17 protein-coding genes are annotated in these 20,322 nt (G+C 44.7%); 9 read left to right on the top strand and 8 right to left on the bottom strand.

Annotated features, from left to right (window positions below; genetic code table 11):
• Positions 1–4 precede the first annotated feature (4 nt).
• The 7 genes from MARME_RS05450 to MARME_RS05480 all read right to left on the bottom strand — a co-directional run bounded on the left by MARME_RS05450 (position 5) and on the right by MARME_RS05480 (position 8,976).
• Positions 5–964, bottom strand: a complete 960-nt coding sequence (locus MARME_RS05450) for an FHA domain-containing protein (RefSeq protein WP_013660257.1) — start codon at positions 962–964, stop codon at positions 5–7.
• A gap of 117 nt (positions 965–1,081) precedes the next feature.
• Positions 1,082–2,209 carry a GGDEF domain-containing protein gene (locus MARME_RS05455; protein WP_013660258.1) on the bottom strand — a complete coding sequence of 376 codons (1,128 nt, stop codon included), beginning with the start codon at positions 2,207–2,209 and terminating at the stop codon, positions 1,082–1,084.
• Positions 2,202–4,301 (bottom strand): type III secretion system export apparatus subunit SctV, encoded by a 2,100-nt coding sequence (sctV, locus tag MARME_RS05460; RefSeq protein WP_013660259.1) that lies wholly within the window; start codon positions 4,299–4,301, stop codon positions 2,202–2,204. Before sctV ends, MARME_RS05455 begins: the two co-directional genes overlap by 8 nt.
• A 145-nt stretch (positions 4,302–4,446) precedes the next feature.
• On the bottom strand, positions 4,447–5,559 hold the full coding sequence (gene sctW, locus MARME_RS05465; protein ID WP_013660260.1) for a type III secretion system gatekeeper subunit SctW: 1,113 nt from the start codon (positions 5,557–5,559) through the stop codon (positions 4,447–4,449).
• Positions 5,560–5,608: 49 nt separating this feature from the next.
• Positions 5,609–5,959 (bottom strand): hypothetical protein, encoded by a 351-nt coding sequence (locus MARME_RS05470; RefSeq protein ID WP_013660261.1) that lies wholly within the window; start codon positions 5,957–5,959, stop codon positions 5,609–5,611.
• 108 nt (positions 5,960–6,067) lie between these two features.
• Positions 6,068–6,700 (bottom strand): response regulator, encoded by a 633-nt coding sequence (locus MARME_RS05475; protein ID WP_013660262.1) that lies wholly within the window; start codon positions 6,698–6,700, stop codon positions 6,068–6,070.
• Positions 6,701–6,726: 26 nt separating this feature from the next.
• Positions 6,727–8,976, bottom strand: a complete 2,250-nt coding sequence (locus MARME_RS05480; RefSeq protein WP_013660263.1) for a sensor histidine kinase — start codon at positions 8,974–8,976, stop codon at positions 6,727–6,729.
• A gap of 319 nt (positions 8,977–9,295) precedes the next feature.
• Here MARME_RS05480 and MARME_RS05485 point away from each other — a divergent pair, with 319 nt between their 5' ends.
• The 7 genes from MARME_RS05485 (at position 9,296) to katG (ending at position 15,864) form a co-directional block, all read left to right on the top strand.
• Positions 9,296–9,568 carry a hypothetical protein gene (locus MARME_RS05485; protein ID WP_013660264.1) on the top strand — a complete coding sequence of 91 codons (273 nt, stop codon included), beginning with the start codon at positions 9,296–9,298 and terminating at the stop codon, positions 9,566–9,568.
• A gap of 100 nt (positions 9,569–9,668) precedes the next feature.
• Positions 9,669–10,679, top strand: a complete 1,011-nt coding sequence (locus MARME_RS05490) for an HrpZ family protein (RefSeq protein WP_013660265.1) — start codon at positions 9,669–9,671, stop codon at positions 10,677–10,679.
• 137 nt (positions 10,680–10,816) lie between these two features.
• A complete protein-coding gene (locus tag MARME_RS05495) occupies positions 10,817–11,206 on the top strand; it encodes an EscI/YscI/HrpB family type III secretion system inner rod protein (protein WP_013660266.1) in 390 nt (129 codons plus the stop codon).
• Positions 11,207–11,219: 13 nt separating this feature from the next.
• Positions 11,220–12,017 (top strand): type III secretion system inner membrane ring lipoprotein SctJ, encoded by a 798-nt coding sequence (gene sctJ / locus MARME_RS05500; RefSeq protein WP_013660267.1) that lies wholly within the window; start codon positions 11,220–11,222, stop codon positions 12,015–12,017.
• A complete protein-coding gene (locus tag MARME_RS22260; RefSeq protein ID WP_013660268.1) occupies positions 12,014–12,763 on the top strand; it encodes a hypothetical protein in 750 nt (249 codons plus the stop codon). The genes sctJ and MARME_RS22260 overlap by 4 nt, the downstream gene beginning before the upstream one ends.
• On the top strand, positions 12,760–13,491 hold the full coding sequence (locus MARME_RS05510) for an HrpE/YscL family type III secretion apparatus protein (protein WP_013660269.1): 732 nt from the start codon (positions 12,760–12,762) through the stop codon (positions 13,489–13,491). Before MARME_RS22260 ends, MARME_RS05510 begins: the two co-directional genes overlap by 4 nt.
• 192 nt (positions 13,492–13,683) lie before the next feature.
• Positions 13,684–15,864 (top strand): catalase/peroxidase HPI, encoded by a 2,181-nt coding sequence (gene katG, locus MARME_RS05515; RefSeq protein ID WP_013660270.1) that lies wholly within the window; start codon positions 13,684–13,686, stop codon positions 15,862–15,864.
• Positions 15,865–15,952: 88 nt separating this feature from the next.
• On the opposite strand, the gene MARME_RS05520 is transcribed toward katG, so the two are convergent.
• Positions 15,953–16,582 (bottom strand): OmpW family outer membrane protein, encoded by a 630-nt coding sequence (locus MARME_RS05520; RefSeq protein WP_013660271.1) that lies wholly within the window; start codon positions 16,580–16,582, stop codon positions 15,953–15,955.
• A 323-nt stretch (positions 16,583–16,905) separates the two neighbouring features.
• On the opposite strand from MARME_RS05520, the gene MARME_RS05525 reads away from it, so the two are divergent.
• Entirely contained in the window at positions 16,906–19,242 is a 2,337-nt protein-coding gene (locus MARME_RS05525; RefSeq protein WP_013660272.1) for a transglycosylase domain-containing protein, read from the top strand.
• Positions 19,243–19,416: 174 nt separating this feature from the next.
• Entirely contained in the window at positions 19,417–20,247 is an 831-nt protein-coding gene (locus MARME_RS05530) for a substrate-binding periplasmic protein (protein ID WP_041648257.1), read from the top strand.
• Positions 20,248–20,322 lie beyond the last annotated feature (75 nt).

Raw genomic sequence — 20,322 nt, forward strand, 5'->3', positions numbered from 1 at the left:
GTCGTTACCACGCAATTTCGAATGTTTTGTTGCCCTTGAATACCACTTTGTCGGTATGAATAGCGACCAATCGGATGCCGTTCAATTCATCACCGATAAACAGTCTTTTGCCGTCTTTTGTAATGATGCTACCGAGAGGCCCAGAGGTGATCTGTTTAATATGGAAAGGTAATGATGGCTTACGAATGTCAATGTTACGTTCAATAGAGTGAGGAGTGTCGTAGTCCTGATGGAATCGATTCAGCATTCTTTCTAGTCGTTGATTCTGAGCGCGATCTAATTCTCCGACGAGCGTGACTTGATTCGCAGATTGCTGGATACCGAGTTGCGAGTCCAGTTCGCGTTCTTCAAGCATTCGTTGTAGCTGATATTGTAGTTCGGCAACGGTTAATAGCTTAGTTTGATCTGGTTCATCTGCAATCAGAGTTTGAGGGCTATCGGCCGATACTTGGGTTGTGGAAGTCGGGGTGTCGTATGTTTCTAGTGATGTAGAGGAAGAGACGGAGTTCATAGCCGCTCTATTAACGGGTTCTGGCGTTAGTGCCGCCCAAGCGCCTGTCGCTACGATGGCTGCGGTACTAATAAACCCAAAGACGATGCCAATTCCTGAGTGGTTTCTTGGTTTGGAGCTAAGTAAGTTGGCTTTTTCAATTTCAGGGTCGACAGGCCAAGGTGTATTGGCATCGACAACCGTTATCCAGACACCATACAGTAGAAAGTTAGTATTAAGTGAAAACCCCTCAGCACGTTCAATGACATGCCCTTCAGAGTCTGAGACATGCCCTTGTATCGGTTCTAAACTCCAACTGTCTTCAATAAATGAAAGCTGACAGTGTTGATTTTGTATACCATCGTCTTTAAGGGTTAAGTCGGCGTGATCTTCATTACCGATAATCCATTGTTGGCCGATTAAAGGTAGCGCCGCACCTCGGTGCAAACCTGAAAGAACTCGTAATTCATACATGACCGTTTAAACCTTTTTCGTGCGATATACGTGTCAATTGAGTGACTACGCCTTGAGAAAGGTTCCAAATATTCTGACATGAATGCGGCTTTTTTAGTAAATGAATGAGATCAAGGTTTACGGTGCTTTTTTTAATATTTGTTCGAGTTTTACTATCGCGTGAGGAAGTGTCTCGTCTTGAGTGAGCTGATAGTCAGCCACTCGGATAGAGACCGGTACTTTTTCACCTGACAAAATAAAATCTTGGTTATCGACGGCGGTTGAAATGCGTCTGCAAAATTCGTTAATGGCGTCGATTTGTGTTGAGCGTATGAGAGCTAGGAATTCGTCGCCATTCCAACGACAGAGAATATCCTCTGAGGGCAAGTGATGCCTTAGGCTTGCGGAAACTTGACGAATTAACGTATCGCCCGCTTCTAAACCGTATTTTATATTGGCGTCGTGTAACTGGTTTATGTTTGCCAAAACTAAGTAAACGCCACTACTGCGCTGATCGGGGCAAGCCAAAATTTGCTTCGCAAGTAGCTCGAACCCTCGTCGATTAGGAAGTGATGTCAGCGGATCGATAATGGACTGAGCGAGACTTTGCCGTCGCCATGCACGACTGGCGTTTCGCGTCACGCTTCTTGTGATTAAGGCGCTTGCTCCACCAATAAGCAAGCTCGCAACAAACGTGGCGGAAAATGCGGTATACCAAGGTGGCAGTAACGTATCTCCAATGACTGTGGCTCTTGGAGAAAGAGGAAATGAAGAAATCAAATGTTTTCCGTCTTCACCTTGATACGTGGCGGTTGCACCATTCACGATAGCACTTTCAATTGCCTTCTTTAAAGCGGGGATAAGATTAAACTGTTGTCCATTATCGCTTCCAAATGGCCCTAATAGACTGTCTTTTAATAGTAAGGTTGCGCTTTCATCAACGATATACAATCGGCTACCTTGTTCAGACCGAATTTGGTCCATAGTAAGTATGGTGCTTTTTATGTCGTTAGGAATAATTGGGCGTAAGTTTTCATCATGCTTAAGCCGTTGAATGTGATCGCCAAGCCGTTGTATTGATATGTTTAGGGTATTCTGAGCATCGTTGATCTGGTTGCGACGCTCTATATACACACATGCTGTACATAGCATGAGTGATAATATCAGAACGATGATGAACACGTGATTGTGAAGTTTTCGACCCATGTTTTCAGAGTCTTTGAGAGGTGCCTTTATGAAGCGGTTGTCATTGATTTGTTTAGCCATCTAACGATATATGTCCTAAAACATTCACATGAGAAGTGGATTGCAACTCAGTAAAGGATAACACTGGAATGTGGTTAAACTCATCCTGTAATAAATTTCGTAGTATTCGACGTAAATCTTGAGCAACGAGTAAAACAGGAATAGGAGTGGCTAAAATTGGAAAAGCGTCTCTAAGTTGCTCGACTAAACTTTGGTTTGCTTCGCGAGACAGGGCAAAGAAGGACTCTGTTTGAGTTTGCCTCAATGAGTCTCTAAGTGTTTCTTCTGCCTCAGGGGTTAGAAGCCAAACATGCATCCCTTGATCTGATGTGTATTGATGGCATATTTGAGCTTTTAAGCTGATTCTGACAAAGTCGGTTAATGCGCCGGTATCGCGCTCATACTGCCCGTGCTCGATTAACGCTTCTGCAATGGGGCGTATCGCTCTTAATGGCACGCTTTCCGCTGCTAGACGCTTTAGAACAGAAGCAAATCGCGATGTTGGGACGATGCGCTGTAATTCTTGTGCTAGCTCTGGCTGTTCCATCTCGATCCAACTGACAAAGGTTTTTGCTTCTTGCAGGCCAATAAATTGCGGCCCTGTCGCGAAAAAAGCACGTTCCAAGCGTTCTAGAATAAGTCGAATGGGCAGTGTAAAAGTATAGGATTCATTTTGCGTCAGTGGGCTAGTTGACGGAATCCAAAGCCATCGTTCTTCTTCACGTTCGGGGCTGCCTGTACGCCTGTCTTTAAAGTCCTCTTTCCCCAGCTCTTCTTCGGTAAGCTCTGACGCATTCAGTGCAATTAAGTCGGGCGTATAGGTAGCACGAATATAAGGCACTTCGTACACGCAGAAGCAGAACTCATCTTCACCCAGTGTTGCGTCATAATCAATATCAAACGATGGTAAGGTAATGCCGAAAGTGTCTACGATTCGATTTCGGCAGCGGCGTGCTTCTCTGATCAGTTGTACCGTAAAGGGATCATTAGGCGTGCTACGTATCGGATTAAAAAGTAGAAGATAGGGGCGTGATGGGTTAAACCTTCTTAGATCTTCATCGCCATTTTCCGCAGGCGTCGCGGTTTGGTCTGATTCTTGTTGTTGGAACTGCCTAATCTTCATTGCTTTATAAAGCTGAAAACCACCACAGAGCAAAAATACGATGGCCAGAGAAAGAAAGCTAACGGTTGGCATTCCAGGGAGAATAGCGAAGCCGAGCAGCCCACAAGCCGCAATGATCCAAGCCTTGGGTTGGCTGCTAATTTGCTGTGCCATTTCACGCCCAATATTGGCGTCGATCTCTTGGTTGTCTGGCGCAACACGGGTAATGATCATGCCCGCCGTTAATGAAATAAGTAGGGCTGGAATTTGTGCAATGAGGCCGTCGCCGATAGTAAGGACGGAGTAAAGGTGCATTGACTCAGACGCGCTCATGTCATGCTGAAGCGTCCCAATTGAAAAGCCACCGATCAGGTTAATAAAGACAATAATAAGTCCGGCAATCGCATCGCCTTTTACAAATTTCATCGCCCCGTCCATTGCGCCAAACAGTTGGCTTTCCTTGCCTAATTGTTCGCGTTTAAAGCGTGCTTCTTGAGGGGCGAGTAAACCAGCACGTAGATCGCTGTCGATCGACATTTGCTTGCCGGGCATGGCGTCTAAGGTAAATCGCGCGGCTACTTCCGCGACGCGTTCAGATCCTTTTGTGATAACCAGAAAATTTACAACGGTCAGGATTAAAAAGATGACGAGACCAACAGCAAGGTTGCCACCCACAACGAAATTACCAAACGCTTCGACAATATCCCCAGCATCTTGTTCGAGCAGAATCAAACGTGTTGTTGATATAGAAAGCGCCAAGCGAAACATAGTGGTCAGTAGCAGTACCGCGGGGAACGATGAAAACGCTAAAGGGCTCGGTAAATACATAGCCAACGCGATTAAGAGGGAGGACAGACTGATGTTGAGTGCGATCAGAAAGTCTACCAAGCCGGTTGGCATCGGGATAATCATCATAAATACAATGGCGAGAACGAACACCGCACCGACGATTTCGGATCGCTTCATCATGGTGATGGCAAATGTATTTAATAGAATAAAGAGTTTATTCATCGAGCTTTTCCATCTATAGGAGGGCATGTTGCTGACAGGCTGAACCAGACCCACACTGTTTATACGTCTTAGTGCACTTGATGTTTGAGTGGTTCTAAATCGAATTTAGTTGCATTCAGAAGTAGAGGGATTGTCTATTAATGTATTACTGTGGGACATTGAGACTGTGCTCTTGAGTTGACTGATAATGCTGCTTTTCCTTTTCAGTGTATTCAGTCATGCTTCTCAGGATAAGATTTAATGTATTTTGGTGTGATCGATCATCAGGCCATAAAGGTGCGGGCATTTTTTTGATCAGTGGAAAAATAGCGTTCAAAAAGATGGTAACGTTCACTGGGTTGTCGCCAACACAGTCGATACTCATATTTTTGATTTCTCTGGGATAGACGTTGTTTTGCGTCAAGTCGATCAACCGGCGAGTCAACCGAGGGGCTGTCATCCCGCTATTGGAGACCTCTTTGCGCTGAAATTTCTGCAGCAGGTTCTTGCAAGAATTGTGTGTCGTAATGAGCTGTTGTCCTGATCTCAAATCTCCTAAGACAGACTTCAGTTGGCTTCTAGGCAAGGAAGGAAATTTAGAGGACAAGTCATCCGTCATTGCTCTCAGAAGTGTGTGCAGACCCTGCTCGAACTGGTTTTCTTCAAACTGACTTAAAAGAGCATCAAAAATAGTAGCCAAAGACCCCGAACCTGAAATGCTCTTATAGTAAAGGTTACGCAGACGAGTTCGTTGAGTTGGGTTTCGACTAAACAAAGCAAGAGCAGGGGCTGTGTTAAGCCCTGCTTTTACTTCATGTCCGTGTGCTTGATGCAGCTTGGTGAGAGCGGCAGTAAGATTTTTTTCGATGTTTGGGTCATTACGTGTTTTGTTTTTTAGCAGTGCGTGTTGAGCAAGAATGTCTGCTTTCGCAGGGTCGCCATTTGCGATAGACAGTAGTTGTTTGAGTGAAAGCGCATTTTGACTCATTGAAAGGAGTCGCTTCACATCGTCATTTTGTTGCTGGTCACCTTGCCCTGTCAGCAGCTGGTATATTTTTTCGAGTTTTTCGATCCGCATTTTTGGCCGGGCGGAAACGGAACGCTCTTCAAGCGATTTGCTGCTGCGTTCGACACTTTCACTGAATTTTGTCGCAATCTCTTCCATGTTAGACGTATCAGGCTGCGAGGGCGACGTCATCGTTTTTGTTGTGTTTATGGTCGACTGCGCGGTTTGAGGGATCGTCAGCGTGTTTGGGCTAGGAGTGTTTTGAATATTCATAAACATACTCTGGGAAAAGCGAAAATGGCGATTGCTAAAATAAAGAAGCTTACTTAGAGAGACCAGATGGGTGATGCTCAAGGATAATTTGCGCGACCTTTTCGACAAGCCTTGCAGCTGTTAACGCCACTTCCTGCTCCATGTCACTGACGTGGTTCGCGTCATTCAAAAAACGGTCTTCTAGTGTGTCGATGTAGTTCACCAGACTGGTGGCTGTTTTTGCTTCTTTAACCGCCGATTTTTGCTGAAGTGTGTCATCAAGGCGTTGTTTTACAAGCGTGATCGCGTGCTCGAACGCTTTGCGTTGATGTTGTGTTAGGTAGCCGTCACCTTCGCGAGTAAGCGTTGACCAGCTGTCTATTTCGTCAGATGGTGTGTGAGCAAAAGAATCCTGGGCCATCAAAATTGAGACTCCTTAACAGTCTTAGATTAATGCTGAGTGCTGAAAATGAGTTAATCGTCAGCATACCAATCGTTAAGTGGCCCTTTTTTCATCTTGGTTCCCTGCTTATTCAATGAGTTCGTAATTTAAGGCATAACGTACTATTTCGGAATGACTGCTGAAATCCATTTTCTGCATCAAACGAAATTTGTGCGTGCTAACTGTCTTTTTGCTGATGCTCAGTTCGTGTGCAATGTCCGTAATGCTGAACCCTTTAGCCAATTGGCAAAATACATGGAATTCTCGCTTGGATAGGTTTTCATGTTTAGGGGCTTTTTCAGGCTCCAGTTCAAACGCTAGCTTTTCAGCAACATCAGAATGAATGTATCTTCCACCTGATGCTAGTTTTCTAACTGCCTCTATGAGGGTTGATGCGTCGCAATCTTTACTTAGATACCCTTGTGCTCCTGCGCGCAATGAGCCTCGTGTTACTTGCGCTTCGTTATGCATACTTAGGATCAGTAATGGGGTATCTGGGTGCTTTTCTGAAATCTCTTCAATGAGTTCAATGCCGCACTTTCCTGGCATAACCATGTCCAGAGTAACCACATCTGGTTTAAGATATTTCAGCTTTTTTAGTAACGCATCGCCACTGTCTGCCTCGTCAATAACGTCAATGTCATCATAAAGGCAGAATAATTGCTTTAGTCCTTCTCTGACAATTGAATGGTCGTCGGTAATCAGTAACTTTATACTCATGGATGTCTCTGCTTGTTGTTATGTATTTAAAATGGAATGTTGAGCTCAATTTGAGTTCCTTTTCCTTTTTGGCTGTTAAGCAGAAGTTCTGCATTAATCATTATGGCTCTCTCCTTGATCCCCATAAGGCCAAATGTGTCCTTGCGTTGTTTTGTGGTATCAAAACCTTTTCCGTTATCGTGAATGGATAAGGTTAAATATTTCCCCTGTTTTTTCAGATGTATTTCTATTGAGTTAGCATCAGCGTGTTTAATTATATTGGTGAGTGACTCTTGTACTATTCGAAAGAGGGCAGTCGCAATGTCATCGCTTAATGTAATTTTGTCACTGTCAACGATTAACTTGCAGCGACAATCGGATGTTCGTTTTTGAAAGTCGTCAACTAGCCATTCTATGGCTGGGATAATCCCCATGTCTAATACGCCTGGGCGCAGTCGATAGACAAGATCCCGAGTAAAGGAGATAGTGTTTTGCAACTGACTCTTGATTCTGTCTAGTTGTATTTTAAAGTTGGGATCTAGGTTTCCATACCTCATTTCTAATATTTGAGTTTCAATTTTCAACGCGGTGAGTTGTTGTCCAAGTTCATCGTGGACCTCTCTTGCTATGTATTTTCGCTCATGTTCTCGTGTCAGTTCTCTGTAGGTCGACAACTCTCTTAGTTGGCGGCGAGAGGCTTCTAGTTCACTTTTTATATTGCTGAGTAAGGTAATGTCGCGACCTATCGCAAGTACACTGACAATCTCATTGGATTCGTCGTATTCTGGAACAAGGCTGATTAACGAAAACTTTTTCCCTTTCGATGACTTCCAACCGATTTGAAAGTCGGTTTTTCTCCCTGTTCTTATCACATCCATTATTTTGTTTTGGTAGTTGATTCCTTCTCGTCCGCCGGGATACTGGGCAGGTGTAGAGTTGAGGATTTTCTTGTATAGCTTACCTGCTAGTATTTCACTTTGCGGGTTTAAATAAATGCGACGCCCTTTTAAGTCGTGCCTGCTGATGGTGTCTGGCGAATTCTCTACTAATGTTCTAAATTTTTCTTCGCTTTGCAGTAAGGCGTTTTCAATGCGTTTTCTCTGAGTATAATCACGCCCTATGGTTAAAATCGACGTTAAGTTATTCTCGGAATCGAACTCAGGCAGAATGTGAATCTCGTAGCAGACTTCCTCCTCTCCATTGTGGCAGGATATGTCCACTATTTTGCAGCATTCATGTTTTATTGCTGATTGAATATGCGCGTACATTTGCAAGCCAACGTCGCGTGCCAATCTGTCTTCATTCGGAGATTTGCCTAGCACGTCGGTCTGATCTTTGACGCCTACCACTCTTAAAAAAGCAGGGTTCGCGTAGACCCTCTGACATTGGGTGTTGTATCGAATGACAATATCTTGAGAGTGTTCTACCAAGGCGCGAAACTCTTGTTCACGTAGCTTGAGCAAATTTTCTTTGTGCTTTTGCAAAGTGATGTCGCGGGATACCAGAACGATTCGTTCAATTTGACCCAGTGAATTTTTAATTGGAGTCATTGATATATCAAGGTACAGCGTTTCTTCACCTTCAAATGACACTTGATAAAAGCAGGCTTCCCCTGTCTCTAAACAGATATCTTTGTGTTGGTTAAATATAGCCGTCTTTGACTCAGGAAAAAGGTGGTCGACGCTGTTGCCAAGGTAAGCGTAAGGGCTTCGGTTGGAGGCTTTTACTGCTGCGCCGTTCACGGCTGAAATAGTGGCGTTACCCTGCTGGTCTATTTCGAGAATACAGACACTGTCGGCTAGGTTTTCAAATACTTTTTGATATTGCTTTTCCAACAGTTCTCGTTTTACTTCCTCTGTTTTATGTCGCTCTTTTTCTTCTTTTTTTCGCGTTTCAATGTTTCTAAAATAGCCAACAACAAGCGCGCGGCCATTGTATTCGAAAGTATTGGCGCTGATCTCGACAGGAACGATGTTTCCATTCGGTAAAAGATGCTCCCTTTCAAACGTCATACTTTTGTAGTGATCCATTAAAATCGCTAATTCATCCAAGTCTTCTAGGTTGAAATGAGGGTCGAAGTCTACTGGCGTACAGCGTAAAAGTTGTTCCCGACTTAAGCCAAAATGATTACACACCGCTTCGTTTACCATCACAAAGCGAAAGCCTTCTGCTGGGTCAGTAACAAACATGGCTGGCTCTTTTGTGTATTCGAATAATAGCTTTAACAAATTATTTTGTTGGATGATGTCATTAGCATCAGAGTTATCAAATGAAAATAATTTGTCATTAAACATCATGTCGTATCAGCCGTTTCCTGAAATGTAACTAGTTTATAAGGCAGAGGTTGCTTTATTAGTATTTTCAATAGACTACTGGATTAGACCAGTTGTATCCACTATTGCACTATTAGGCGTATTTTATTCAGGGAGATTGTTTGAGGGAGTGTTTTAATTCTTATCGCTGTTTATGGCCAGGACACCACTATTTATAAGGGTTATAGCGTTTTATAGAAAGTCGCGTCATAAATTTGGGGAACTAGTTTGTACCTCCCACCACTCACCTTAGCGAGATTTAAATGATCTCTGAATTCAAACATTTATTATTGAGGTGATTATTATGTTAGGAGCTCTAACAGGTGGCTTAGGTTCAGTTCTTGCGGGTGGTATTACTGGTGCGTCAGGTATGCCAGGTGGCGCGTCTCTAGCAGCGTCTATGGAGTCAATGCAAGCGCTTGATCAAACAACAGCGATGACAACTCGCATGAACGCTCAAGCGCAGCAATCTAAAATGATGTCAGACATGGTAAACAACATCGCTAACTCGTACCAAGATTCTGCGACGAAAGCGAGCAACGCAATGACTAACACGGGTAAGGCACTTCAGTACTAATTTTTATGAAGTCTGCTTTATTAAGAGGTTAGTGCCGCTATTGCTAACCTCTTTTCTTTTTCATTGATTGTTCTTTTATATGAACAACAAGGGAGAAACTATGATCGATATTAATATCAATTTAGGTGGCGCTTCGAGAGGTCTTGACGCTTCAGGGTCTCAGGGCGGAACGCTTCAAGGCAGCATCGCCTCTGGCGCTCAAAAAGTAAATCAGCTGTCGCAATCTATGACGGAATCCATCGTGGACTTGTTATCGGAGATACTGGTAAAAGCATTGTTCGATAAAAAAGGTGAAGGTGCGACATTCGGAGAGGGTACAAAAGGCTCTGAAGGGAATAACAAGCTTCTAGAGTTGATTGCGAAGTTTATGGACGACAATGGCGATTCTTATCGCGGCCCGCATGATGCAACGGGAAATGTACGTAACTGGCAAGACGAGTTAAAAGAAGACAATTACCTTAGTAAGGATGAACTGTCTGATTTTAAATCTGGCCTTAAAGACGCACTAATGCAACTGTTTTCCGGTGGTGGTCTTGGTGGTAATACGTCTGGTGCTTCCAGTGCTGCGCAACCTGCTGCGCAACCTGCTGCGCAACCTGCTGCGCAATCGTTCTCCCCTGCAATGAGTGGCATGACTGGCGGAGGTGCTCAAGCAATGAGCCCTATGCAGCAGCAAGGCTTCGGCATGGGCGGCGACTTAGGCAAGCATATGATGAAGAGTTCCATTGACGGTCTAGGCGTCGACCAGTTCTTGGGTAAGGCTGACCGTTTTAGTGGAAACAGCAGCAAACCAATGGACCAAGTTGTGAACTCTATGGTTGCTGGTCGATTTGAGTTTGCGGATGAAGACAAAGATACGGCGAGAACCATCGGCAAGATGATGGATATGAACCCTGAAGTGTTCGGTAAACAGCCACGCGGTGGTTGGGCTAGTCGTATCGAAAGTGGTAAAGACTTTGAGCCTGCTGAAATGCAGCGTTTTCAAAGTGCGGCAAACATGCTGAAGGACAGCATTGATGGCAAGAGTACGGGCGACTCTGAGCTTGATATGGATTTACGTCTGACTGCTGGCGCGCTTATGAATGACGCAATGAATAAAGTAGCGGCTTAATCGCTCTTACTATGCAGACTCTAAGTGAACGTCTTGATAGAGGCGTTGAGAACAATAGAGGTCGGAGCCCCGACTTTTATTGTTCTCATGTTTGATTATTAATCTGTTTACCTTTTTGAATGAAATCGGAGATCTTCATGTCTGTCAACAACACGCAGTTCATTTCAAATAGCCATTCCCATACTGGAGAGCTGGACAGCTCGAGCTGGGGCACCAAGCAATCAAGCGAGCATGTTAGTCAGGCTGACTCAAATTGGTTTTCTTCTTCGATTCAACCATCAGAAAACAAGCAGCCAGAAAATGTTGCAGACAAAATTGTTAGCCAGTTATCAGGTTCTTCAGAGCATTTACAAAAGTTAGAAGACAAAGCAAATAGAGCGATAAAAAAAGCAGGTGTTACGGGTGACCCTATGGACGTTACGGATGCGAATCGGTCTCTATCTTCTTTCTACTTAGAGAGTCTACTGACAACAAAACTTGTCAGTAAAGGTGCGCAGACAATTGAGAAATTAACCAGCCTACAATAGAGCATGACACAAAATGGTCTTATCACTTAAACGATTATCGTGCCTTTTGCTTTTACTGCTTATCAGCGGGTGTCAGCAAGATATTGAACTGCATAAGAAATTGAGCGAAGAAGATGCGAATGAAGTGATTGCCGAACTTGCTTCTCGACACATAGAAGCTGAGAAAAAAGCGACTAAAGAGGGGGTGACCGTTTTAGTCGAAGCCTCCAGCATGGCGCGTGCAGTCAGAATATTGGAAGCGGCAGGCTTGCCACGAAAACCGCGAGCGAATTTCGGTGAAGTCTTTAAAAAAGAAGGGGTTATCTCGTCACCTTTAGAAGAGCGCGCACGTTATATCTATGCCTTGTCACAAGAGCTGGAGTCGACAATATCGCAAATAGACGGCATATTGATTGCTCGAGTTCACGTCGTATTGCCTGAACGAATTGCGCCCGGCGAAGCCGTGCAACCAGCCTCTTCCGCTGTTTTTATAAAGCATCGTCCTGATCTAGATCCCGATGTCATTCGACCTCGCATAGAAAGGTTGGTCCGTACCAGTATACCGGGGTTATCTGAAAAGCCCGATAAGTTGAGCGTTGTGTTTGTCGTGACGAAAGCGTATCAGGAGCAACAGCAACTTGTGAGAGTAGGGCCGTTTCTAATGGATGCTTCTGATCTATGGGTCTGGCGCAGTGCCATTATCGGTGTGTCTATCCTGTTTGTCCTATTGCTTTTCGCCAGTGCTTTTGCAATCAAGCCAGACCTTAAAACCATGATATTTAACCGAGCGCCGAAATTAGATAAGGGTGCTCATGACGGTACGCCACCATGAGTTCAGAGCATGAAACTCAATGGTTGATGTTCTGGAATCAAGCTTGGTTATACGCTGACGAGAGTTGGTTAGCTGAGCTGGGTAACAGCGTAAAAAACAAAGAAACAAGTGATGTTCAGCTCATGCGATACCCTCCCTTTGAGACAAGGAAGGTACTGGGGATAGAAGATGCTGTGCCGCCCAAGCCTGGAGAAGCGCTATTACAATGGCTAAGGATGGACATCACCCGTTGCCAATATTGTTTGTTACTGGCGTGCGATGTGGTCTTAAAAGAGCGTATTGATGTTCTTAACGAAAACGTGGGGCACATACTTCTAGGCGCAGAAATGCATGAGCTCAGCAGTGACATTGATAAAAACGCAGGTAGTCTAGAACCGCACACGGTTCAAGAAAGCGATGAAGAGAAAGACGCTGCTACTGAAAATATTATACACAGCGCGATGCAGAATCAGAGTGAGTCCTTGTCGTCCGATGCCAGACGTTGGGCTAGACATATTGCCAAGGCTCTAATGCCTGGTATATGGAATATCGAGTCGCTGAAACCCTTGAGTGCAAGCCAGATAGGGTTGCTATTGCTAAAAGCGTGGTTGTCCCCACCTACTTGGCAACGAGTTCAGTTGAGGCACTCAAAAAGTTTGGTGTTAAGCATCGAAAGTGTTCCCACGCCAGAGATTCCAATTCACCGATTAAATCAGCTTTGGTATGGCGTCATTTGGCGCAGTCAGGTCGAAGGAGATCAACCATGAACCATTTTGTGAAGCACAGTATTTCACTTGATTCTTATTCTCTCGATCGAAACCTAATTTCTCGAAAAGACACCGAGAACCTATCTAGATCGAAAGACATTATCGCTGAGGCAGAAGAGCAAGCCCAACGAGAAGCGGAGCGCATTATTCAATCCGCTCAGGAAGAAGCGCGTCAAATAATCGAACAGGCTGAAACTCATGCACAAGCTCAAATGCATAACATGAAAGAAAGAATTGAGATCGAAGCGTGGGAAAGTATTCAATGTCTGCTAGAAGAAATAAAACGAGAAAGCCACCTGGTTTGGGATGAAATTGAACAACACGCAAACTTTGTTGTTAATAATGTTTTAAGTCGTGTTTTATCAACCATGTCGAGTGGGGAAAAAATAGCTACGTTGGTTGCGAAAACGGTAACGATGCATCGCGACAAAAGCCCTGCGACTTTGTATTGCTCTCCTGTTGTACTGACGGAAGTTGAAGCCGCATTGCAAACTGATATGACAGAGCTGATCAATGTTAGCGCTGACGCGACAATGCAAGAAGATGAAATAAAATTGGTCAGCGGCATGGGCGAATTTTACGCTAACTGGCAGACGATTAAGAAAGCAGTTGTTGGTGATGACTCTGAATTTTTAGACTCTGAATCTTTAAATAGTACAGGTGTCGATAGTGCTGAGCTGAGTAGTACTGTCGTAGATAACACGGAATTGGATCGCACAGGTGGATAGTACTGATGTGAACGCCATACTGAATACGCTCTAAACCCTTCTTCATACGTATAATATTTACTTATAAATAAAATTTATCTAATGGTTATTTATAATAGCTATCGTCTTGTTTGATATTCTCAACTGCCTTTATTGCTCTTAGGGGGCTATAACTATTGTCACTAAGACAACATGCCAGTCAGGAGAGAAGTTATGTCTAAATGTCCTTTTAACCACAGTGCAGGTGGCGGTACCAACAATGCAGATTGGTGGCCAAATCAATTAAAGCTCGATATTTTGCATCAACATACCGCTATTTCAAATCCAATGGGGGCCGAGTTCAATTATGCGGAGGCCTTTAATAGTATAAACCTTGATCAGCTTAAAGAAGACCTTTTTGCACTGATGACAGACTCGCAAGACTGGTGGCCAGCGGATTACGGACACTATGGCCCATTTTTTATTCGTATGGCTTGGCACAGTGCCGGCACATATAGAACCGCTGATGGTCGAGGTGGAGCAAGATCGGGAACACAACGTTTTGCGCCGCTTAATAGCTGGCCAGACAATGGTAACCTAGATAAAGCGCGCCGTCTTTTATGGCCGATTAAACAAAAGTACGGTAGCAGCATCTCTTGGGCCGATTTGATGATTCTTGCTGGGAACTGCGCATTGGAATCAATGGGGCTTAAGCCATTTGGCTTTGCAGGTGGACGTGAAGATTTATGGGAGCCTGAAAAAGACATCTATTGGGGCACGGAAACAGAATGGCTAGGGGACAAACGCTACACGGGTGAGAATGAAGGGGAGCGTAACCTTGAAAACCCATTGGCAGCGGTTCAAATGGGTCTTATTTATGTAAACCCAGAGGGACCAAATGGTAATCCTGATCCACTGGCTTCAGCGCAAGATATCCGTGAAACCTTTGCCCGTATGGCGATGAACGATGAAGAGACAGTTGCATTGGTCGCGGGTGGACATACCTTTGGTAAAGCGCACGGTGCTGGCGATGCAGCATTGGTTGGACCAGAGCCAGAAGCCGCACCAATGGAAGAAATGGGCTTCGGATGGACAAACAAGCACGGCACTGGTAACGGCGTCGATACCATTACCAGCGGGATTGAAGGCGCTTGGACGCCAACTCCAACTCAGTGGGATATGGGCTACTTTGATGTTCTATTTGGTTATGAGTGGGCGTTGTCAAAAAGCCCCGCTGGCGCATTGCAATGGGCCCCAGTGGAACTAACCGAAGCCGACCATGCGCCTCAGGTCGATGGCTCTGACAACAAAGTGTCGATCATGATGACAACGGCGGATATGGCCATGAGAATGGATCCATCCTACGCTGCTATCTCCCGTCGATTCCACAAAAATCCAGAGGAATTTGCAGACGCCTTCGCACGAGCATGGTTCAAATTGACCCACCGTGATATGGGGCCAAGTGTGCGCTATTTGGGTAAAGACGCTCCGACAGAGGAATTGATTTGGCAAGATCCTATTCCATCGGTTAACCATGAGCTTGTGAACGATCAAGACATCGAGACGTTGAAAGCGCAGATTGTCGATTCAGGTTTGACGATAGCCGAATGTGTGTCAGTGGCTTGGGCATCCGCGTCTACGTTTAGAGGTTCTGACCTACGTGGTGGGGCAAATGGTGCTCGTATTCGCTTGGCACCACAGAAAGACTGGGATGTTAATCAACCCAAACAATTGAGCAAGGTACTTAATGCGTTAGAAAGCATTCAAGAGCAATTCAACGCGGCCCAATCAGGAGGTAAAGCCGTTTCTTTAGCGGATGTGATTGTGCTTGCCGGTAGCGTGGCGATAGAAAATGCTGCAAAAGCCGCTGGAACCACATTGACGGTACCTTTCACGCCAGGTCGGATGGATGCAACGCAGACGCAGACAGACGTTGAATCATTCAACGTGTTAGAACCTGTTGCAGACGGCTTTAGAAATTACCTGAAGCAGAGTTACTCTGTGGCGACAGAAGCCTTATTGATCGATAAAGCGCAACTGTTGACTCTTTCAGCGCCTGAAATGACGGTCTTGGTAGGCGGATTGCGAGTACTGGATACCAATGCAGACGGTTCCAAGCATGGTGTTTTAACGAATCAACCGGGTGTGTTGTCTAATGATTTCTTTGTAAATCTTGTCGATATGAGCACAACGTGGATTCCAACGTCAAAAGAGGCCGAGATATTTGAAGGTCGTGATCGAAGTACAGGAAAAATACGCTGGACAGGCACTCGCGCCGATCTAGTGTTCGGTTCAAACTCACAATTGCGAGCGTTAGCGGAAGTGTATGCGACTAACGAAGGAAACGAGCGATTCGTGCACGATTTTGTGAAAGCGTGGGTGAAAGTGATGAACCTTGATCGCTTCGATCTCTAAGCAAGTAATAACAAACAGCTCGCAAGTGTAGGTCACTTGCGAGCTGTTTTTCTTTATTAAAGAGGTTTTTTTCTAAATAAGTAGGATCTTAAAACGTATAACCCGCTGAAATCATGGCAACAATAGGGTCGATTTCAGTATCGAAGTTTCCAACGCCTTTTACTTTTACCGTGGTATCTATGTCAATGTACCAAATAGACGCGTTGGCAAACCATTTGTCATTGATACTCACGTCAATACCCGCTTGTGCTGCCAGTCCAAACGAATCATCTAACTCTACGTCACTGCCTTTTATTTTTCCGTAGCTTTTTTCGTCGAAGAAGACGGTGTAGTTTAAGCCTGCTCCGAGGTACGGGCGGATTTCGCTATCGGCTTGTCCAAAATAGTATTGCGCCATGAAGGACGGTGGAAGGTGAGAAACTTCGGCTATTTTTCCCAGCCCGTTTGTTTTTACTTCATGCGTAAATGGGGTGGCTGCGAGTACTTCAAAGCCAATATTGTCAGTAAACATATAAGACAACGTAGCGGCAATTTGCGTATTGTCATCGATTTCAAGCTCGCCGCTGCCAGCCACATCGTCGCTGCTTTCTTGAGGGATGACCGTGCCTAAACCGCCTCGAACGAGCCAAGATCCAGCCTCGTGAGCCAGTACACCTGTAGAGGCTAATGTGGCGCTGGTTAATAGAGAAGCAAGTGCTACCGTTTTCGTTAAATTCATGATGTGCTCCTTTGATGCAACGTAGTAAGTGTTGTCAAAGTACGCCTTCTGGGAATTAATTTATTAACCTAGATCAATAAATTACCGGCCCATAACGGCGGTTAGGTCGATGACTGCATTAAGTCATATTGTTGATTAACTGCTGAAACTTTCCTTATTTTCAAAAAAATTAGTTTTTACTTTTAACTCGCGCTTATTGGTGTGTATTGGGGCTTGCCTGACTCTTGTGTCACTCATGTGCCTCTCATATGCGATAGCAATCAAATGACGCTTGTGTCTGCTTGGATTGATTCAATTTCGTTGCATCTCTATACTGCGTTGCCATGACAAAACGAAATACCCCTGCACGTTCAAATAGCCGCTCCGCTAAGCCTCGTAAAACGACACGAAAGCGCCCACCTGCAAGAAAGAAAAAGCCGACTAAGCCATCATGGTTGAAGCGAGCGTTTGCTTTTTGGTTTAAGTGGCTATTGCTTTTAGGTTGTATTGCCTTGCTACCTTTTATGGGGTGGCTTTGGGTTTTAGATCAGGAAGTAACGAATCGATTTGAAGGGCAAAAATGGCAAGTGCCTTCTGAGGTTTACAGCGCGCCGGTGGTCTTGAAATCTGGCTCTCGATGGACCAAAAAAGAGCTAGAAGACTTGCTAAATGATGCCGGCTATCGGTTTGGCAAGAACAGCCAAGAAGTCGGTTGGGCAGCAAGAAGCCGAACTAAAGTCAGCGCTAACTTGCGCCCCTACACGAATGCCGATGGTCAGCATAAAGGCCAGCGTCTTATTTTTTCTTTCCCGAATGGCGTGCTGAAAATACAGAGTTTGACAGGAGCTCCTGTTAAAACGGCCTATTTAGAACCTCAAGTGATCGGCTATCTCTATGGTGGTAGTTCTGAACAGCGAGAGATTTTAACCTATGAGCAGATTCCATCTACTCTCATTGAAATATTAACTGCGACGGAAGATAGAAACTTCTTTAGCCATCATGGAATCAGTTTGATGGGGATCGCTCGTGCGGCGTGGGTGAACGTAAGTCATGGAAGTCGGGTTCAAGGTGGTTCTACTTTAACTCAGCAATTGGTTAAGAATATGTTCCTCACATCGGAACGTACGTACACCCGTAAAATTACCGAAGTCTTCATGAGTCTTTTGTTGGAGTACCATTATAGTAAGCAAGAAATCCTCACCGCTTATATGAACGAGGTATACCTTGCTCAACTTGGGAGTAGAGAGTTACGAGGCTTCGCAGCAGCCAGTCGCTATTTTTTCGGGCGCCCGTTAAAAGAACTTAACATCAGTGAATATGCTTTACTGGTTGGTATGGTAAAAGGCCCCTCTCTTTATAACCCTAAGCGCAACACAGAGAGGGCGAAAGAGCGGCGTAACGTTGTTATTAATTTGTTGGTTGAGCAGCAAAAGCTTGAGGTTGCAGACGCGCGAATACTGAAGAGAGAACCGATTCGCTTGAGTCAAACCAATAAACAACGTTCTATGTTTGGCGACTATCTGGATGTTGTTCAAATGCAGCTTGAACGTGATTTTGACCGTTCAGTATTAGCGACCGAGAATTTAAAAATTTACACCGGCATTGATGTACGTGCACAACGAGCGGCGACGAGCGCATTGCGGGAGAGTGCGAAACGTATTTCTAAGAGAGATAACGCATTGAAGCAACTCCAAGGCGCGATGGTCGTTACGGATCGCGAGACAGGCTACGTAAAAGCGATTGTCGGATCCACTCAACGCGTGTATACCGGGTTTAACAGAGCGCTTGGTGCTGTTCGGCCAATCGGCTCTTTAGTGAAACCCCCAATTTATTTGAGTGCATTAGCGAGCGGGCGTTTTACTTGGTGGAGTAGAGTGGAAGACAAGCGGCAATCCATTAATTTGGGCGGCAATGTATGGCGTCCTGAAAACTATGACCGTAAAGAGCACGGTGAAGTGCCTCTTTATATGGCACTGGCTAAATCGTATAACCTTGCTACGATTGATTTAGTAACCAAAATTGGTTTTTCGAGAGTGGAGCAGGTATTAAAAGATTTAGGCGTTAAGCGACCGTTTAGAATGGTGCCTTCTGTTGCATTGGGAGCAATAGAACTGTCGCCGTTTGAGGTTGCGCGCTTGTATCAGCCTATCGCCTCACTTGGGGAAAGCAGTGAACTAGGCATTGTTCTTGCTGTGTTAGGTCAAGATGGTCAGGTACACAAGCGTTTTAATCGAAAGGGCAGTGTGCCTTTTACAGCCAGCGCCCTAGCCGTTGCTCGTGAAGGGATGGTATTGGTACCCAAATTGGGAACAGCTAAGGCGGCTCAAAACGTATTTCCTAGTTTGAGGTTTGCAGCAAAAACGGGCACAACCAACAATCAACGAGACAGTTGGTATGTTTCTATAACCGAAGATACAGTATCAACGATTTGGTTAGGGCTGGATAAAAACTTGCCAATGTCGATAACAGGGAGTTCAGGCGCTCAAAAGGTGTGGATTGACTTCGCTAAGCGTTATTCTCAAAACTCCTTGTCCGATCAGTTACCAAAAGGAGCGTCGCGTGCGACTGTTTTGGAGGATGAATTTGAAATCGCGGCAGACCGTTGCGATAACAAAATAACCTTGGCATTTATTACTGGTACGCAACCAGATGAGAAGAGAGCTTGTATCTGGATGTTTTAAATCCTACCTTATTTTACTTAAGGTGTTGTTTTTATTTGTGAAATAGTCTGTAATGGATTGCGAACTTTTGGTTCATAGCCTAAGACATGAAACAAATTGTGTCGTCGAGGTCGTCAGGAGGACAACTAAAAAATGTGGAGCTCCTTTTGTAACCAAGGCCAAAAAATATTAAATATGAGATTGTTAGCTTTTTTTCTGAGCGTAATTTGCGCTTCTTTTACATCACTTGCGACAGCCAGTTCAACTGATTCTGAAGAAACGGTCAGTTGTACATCCCTTACTGCAACGGGTAATTCCGAGTATCCCCCTTTTTTGTGGCGTGAGAGTGGGCACAATAATAAATTATTGGGCGCGAATGTCATTATCCTCGAAGAGATTGGTCGCAGAACCAAGCTTAATATTGAGGTCGTTCATGTTGGTCCTTGGTCTCGAGCTCAGTCTGAAGTGAAAGCTGGGCGAGTTGATTTAATGGCCGGTGCGTTTTATACCAATGAACGATCGGAATATATGGACTACTTTTCTCCGACTATGCTGCATACAACGAGTGTTGTTTGGCAAAATGTGAATCAAAAATTTGAGTACAATAAGAAAGAAGATTTAGTGGGTCACTGGGGTGTAACGGTTATTAATAACAGTTTCGGACAAAGCTTCGATGCGTTTGCTCGAGAAAATTTGAATATTTTGTCCGTCGCGAGTCTTTCGCAGGCGATTAAAATGTTGGAAGCGGGCCGTGTGGATTATGCGCTATACGAGCAAAACCCAGGGCAAGCCTACGCGACAATGATGAAGGTTCAAGACAGAATTACCGCGCGTCAGCCTGCAATCAGTAGTGAAGGACTGTTTCTAACGATTTCTAAGAAGTCTGAATGTAATACGTTTGAAATACGTCAGAAAATAGCGCTAGCGCTTAGAAATATGAAGCGAGAAGGTTTTAATGACAAGGCACTTGCTCGCGGCCTAGCTAATTGGGCAGATAAAGCGGAAGTCGCGACTAGCGAAAAATAAAAAGAGCGTGTTTCCATTGCCATTTTTTGTATTGGAAACACGCTCTTTTGATCAATTGTCTTTCGATCTATTTCA

It is taken from the genome of Marinomonas mediterranea MMB-1 (genome assembly GCF_000192865.1).
GTDB lineage: Bacteria > Pseudomonadota > Gammaproteobacteria > Pseudomonadales > Marinomonadaceae > Marinomonas > Marinomonas mediterranea.

Coding starts and splice junctions, on each gene's coding strand:
- MARME_RS22260 (WP_013660268.1), top strand. CDS start 12,014: ATGAGTTCAGAGCATGAAACTCAATGGTTGATGTTCTGGAATCAAGCT.
- MARME_RS05510 (WP_013660269.1), top strand. CDS start 12,760: ATGAACCATTTTGTGAAGCACAGTATTTCACTTGATTCTTATTCTCTC.
- MARME_RS05470 (WP_013660261.1), bottom strand. CDS start 5,959: ATGGCCCAGGATTCTTTTGCTCACACACCATCTGACGAAATAGACAGC.
- MARME_RS05490 (WP_013660265.1), top strand. CDS start 9,669: ATGATCGATATTAATATCAATTTAGGTGGCGCTTCGAGAGGTCTTGAC.
- MARME_RS05480 (WP_013660263.1), bottom strand. CDS start 8,976: ATGATGTTTAATGACAAATTATTTTCATTTGATAACTCTGATGCTAAT.
- MARME_RS05450 (WP_013660257.1), bottom strand. CDS start 964: ATGTATGAATTACGAGTTCTTTCAGGTTTGCACCGAGGTGCGGCGCTA.
- MARME_RS05455 (WP_013660258.1), bottom strand. CDS start 2,209: ATGGCTAAACAAATCAATGACAACCGCTTCATAAAGGCACCTCTCAAA.
- sctW (WP_013660260.1), bottom strand. CDS start 5,559: ATGAATATTCAAAACACTCCTAGCCCAAACACGCTGACGATCCCTCAA.
- MARME_RS05520 (WP_013660271.1), bottom strand. CDS start 16,582: ATGAATTTAACGAAAACGGTAGCACTTGCTTCTCTATTAACCAGCGCC.
- katG (WP_013660270.1), top strand. CDS start 13,684: ATGTCTAAATGTCCTTTTAACCACAGTGCAGGTGGCGGTACCAACAAT.
- sctJ (WP_013660267.1), top strand. CDS start 11,220: ATGGTCTTATCACTTAAACGATTATCGTGCCTTTTGCTTTTACTGCTT.
- MARME_RS05485 (WP_013660264.1), top strand. CDS start 9,296: ATGTTAGGAGCTCTAACAGGTGGCTTAGGTTCAGTTCTTGCGGGTGGT.
- MARME_RS05475 (WP_013660262.1), bottom strand. CDS start 6,700: ATGAGTATAAAGTTACTGATTACCGACGACCATTCAATTGTCAGAGAA.
- MARME_RS05530 (WP_041648257.1), top strand. CDS start 19,417: ATGAGATTGTTAGCTTTTTTTCTGAGCGTAATTTGCGCTTCTTTTACA.
- MARME_RS05525 (WP_013660272.1), top strand. CDS start 16,906: ATGACAAAACGAAATACCCCTGCACGTTCAAATAGCCGCTCCGCTAAG.
- sctV (WP_013660259.1), bottom strand. CDS start 4,301: ATGAATAAACTCTTTATTCTATTAAATACATTTGCCATCACCATGATG.
- MARME_RS05495 (WP_013660266.1), top strand. CDS start 10,817: ATGTCTGTCAACAACACGCAGTTCATTTCAAATAGCCATTCCCATACT.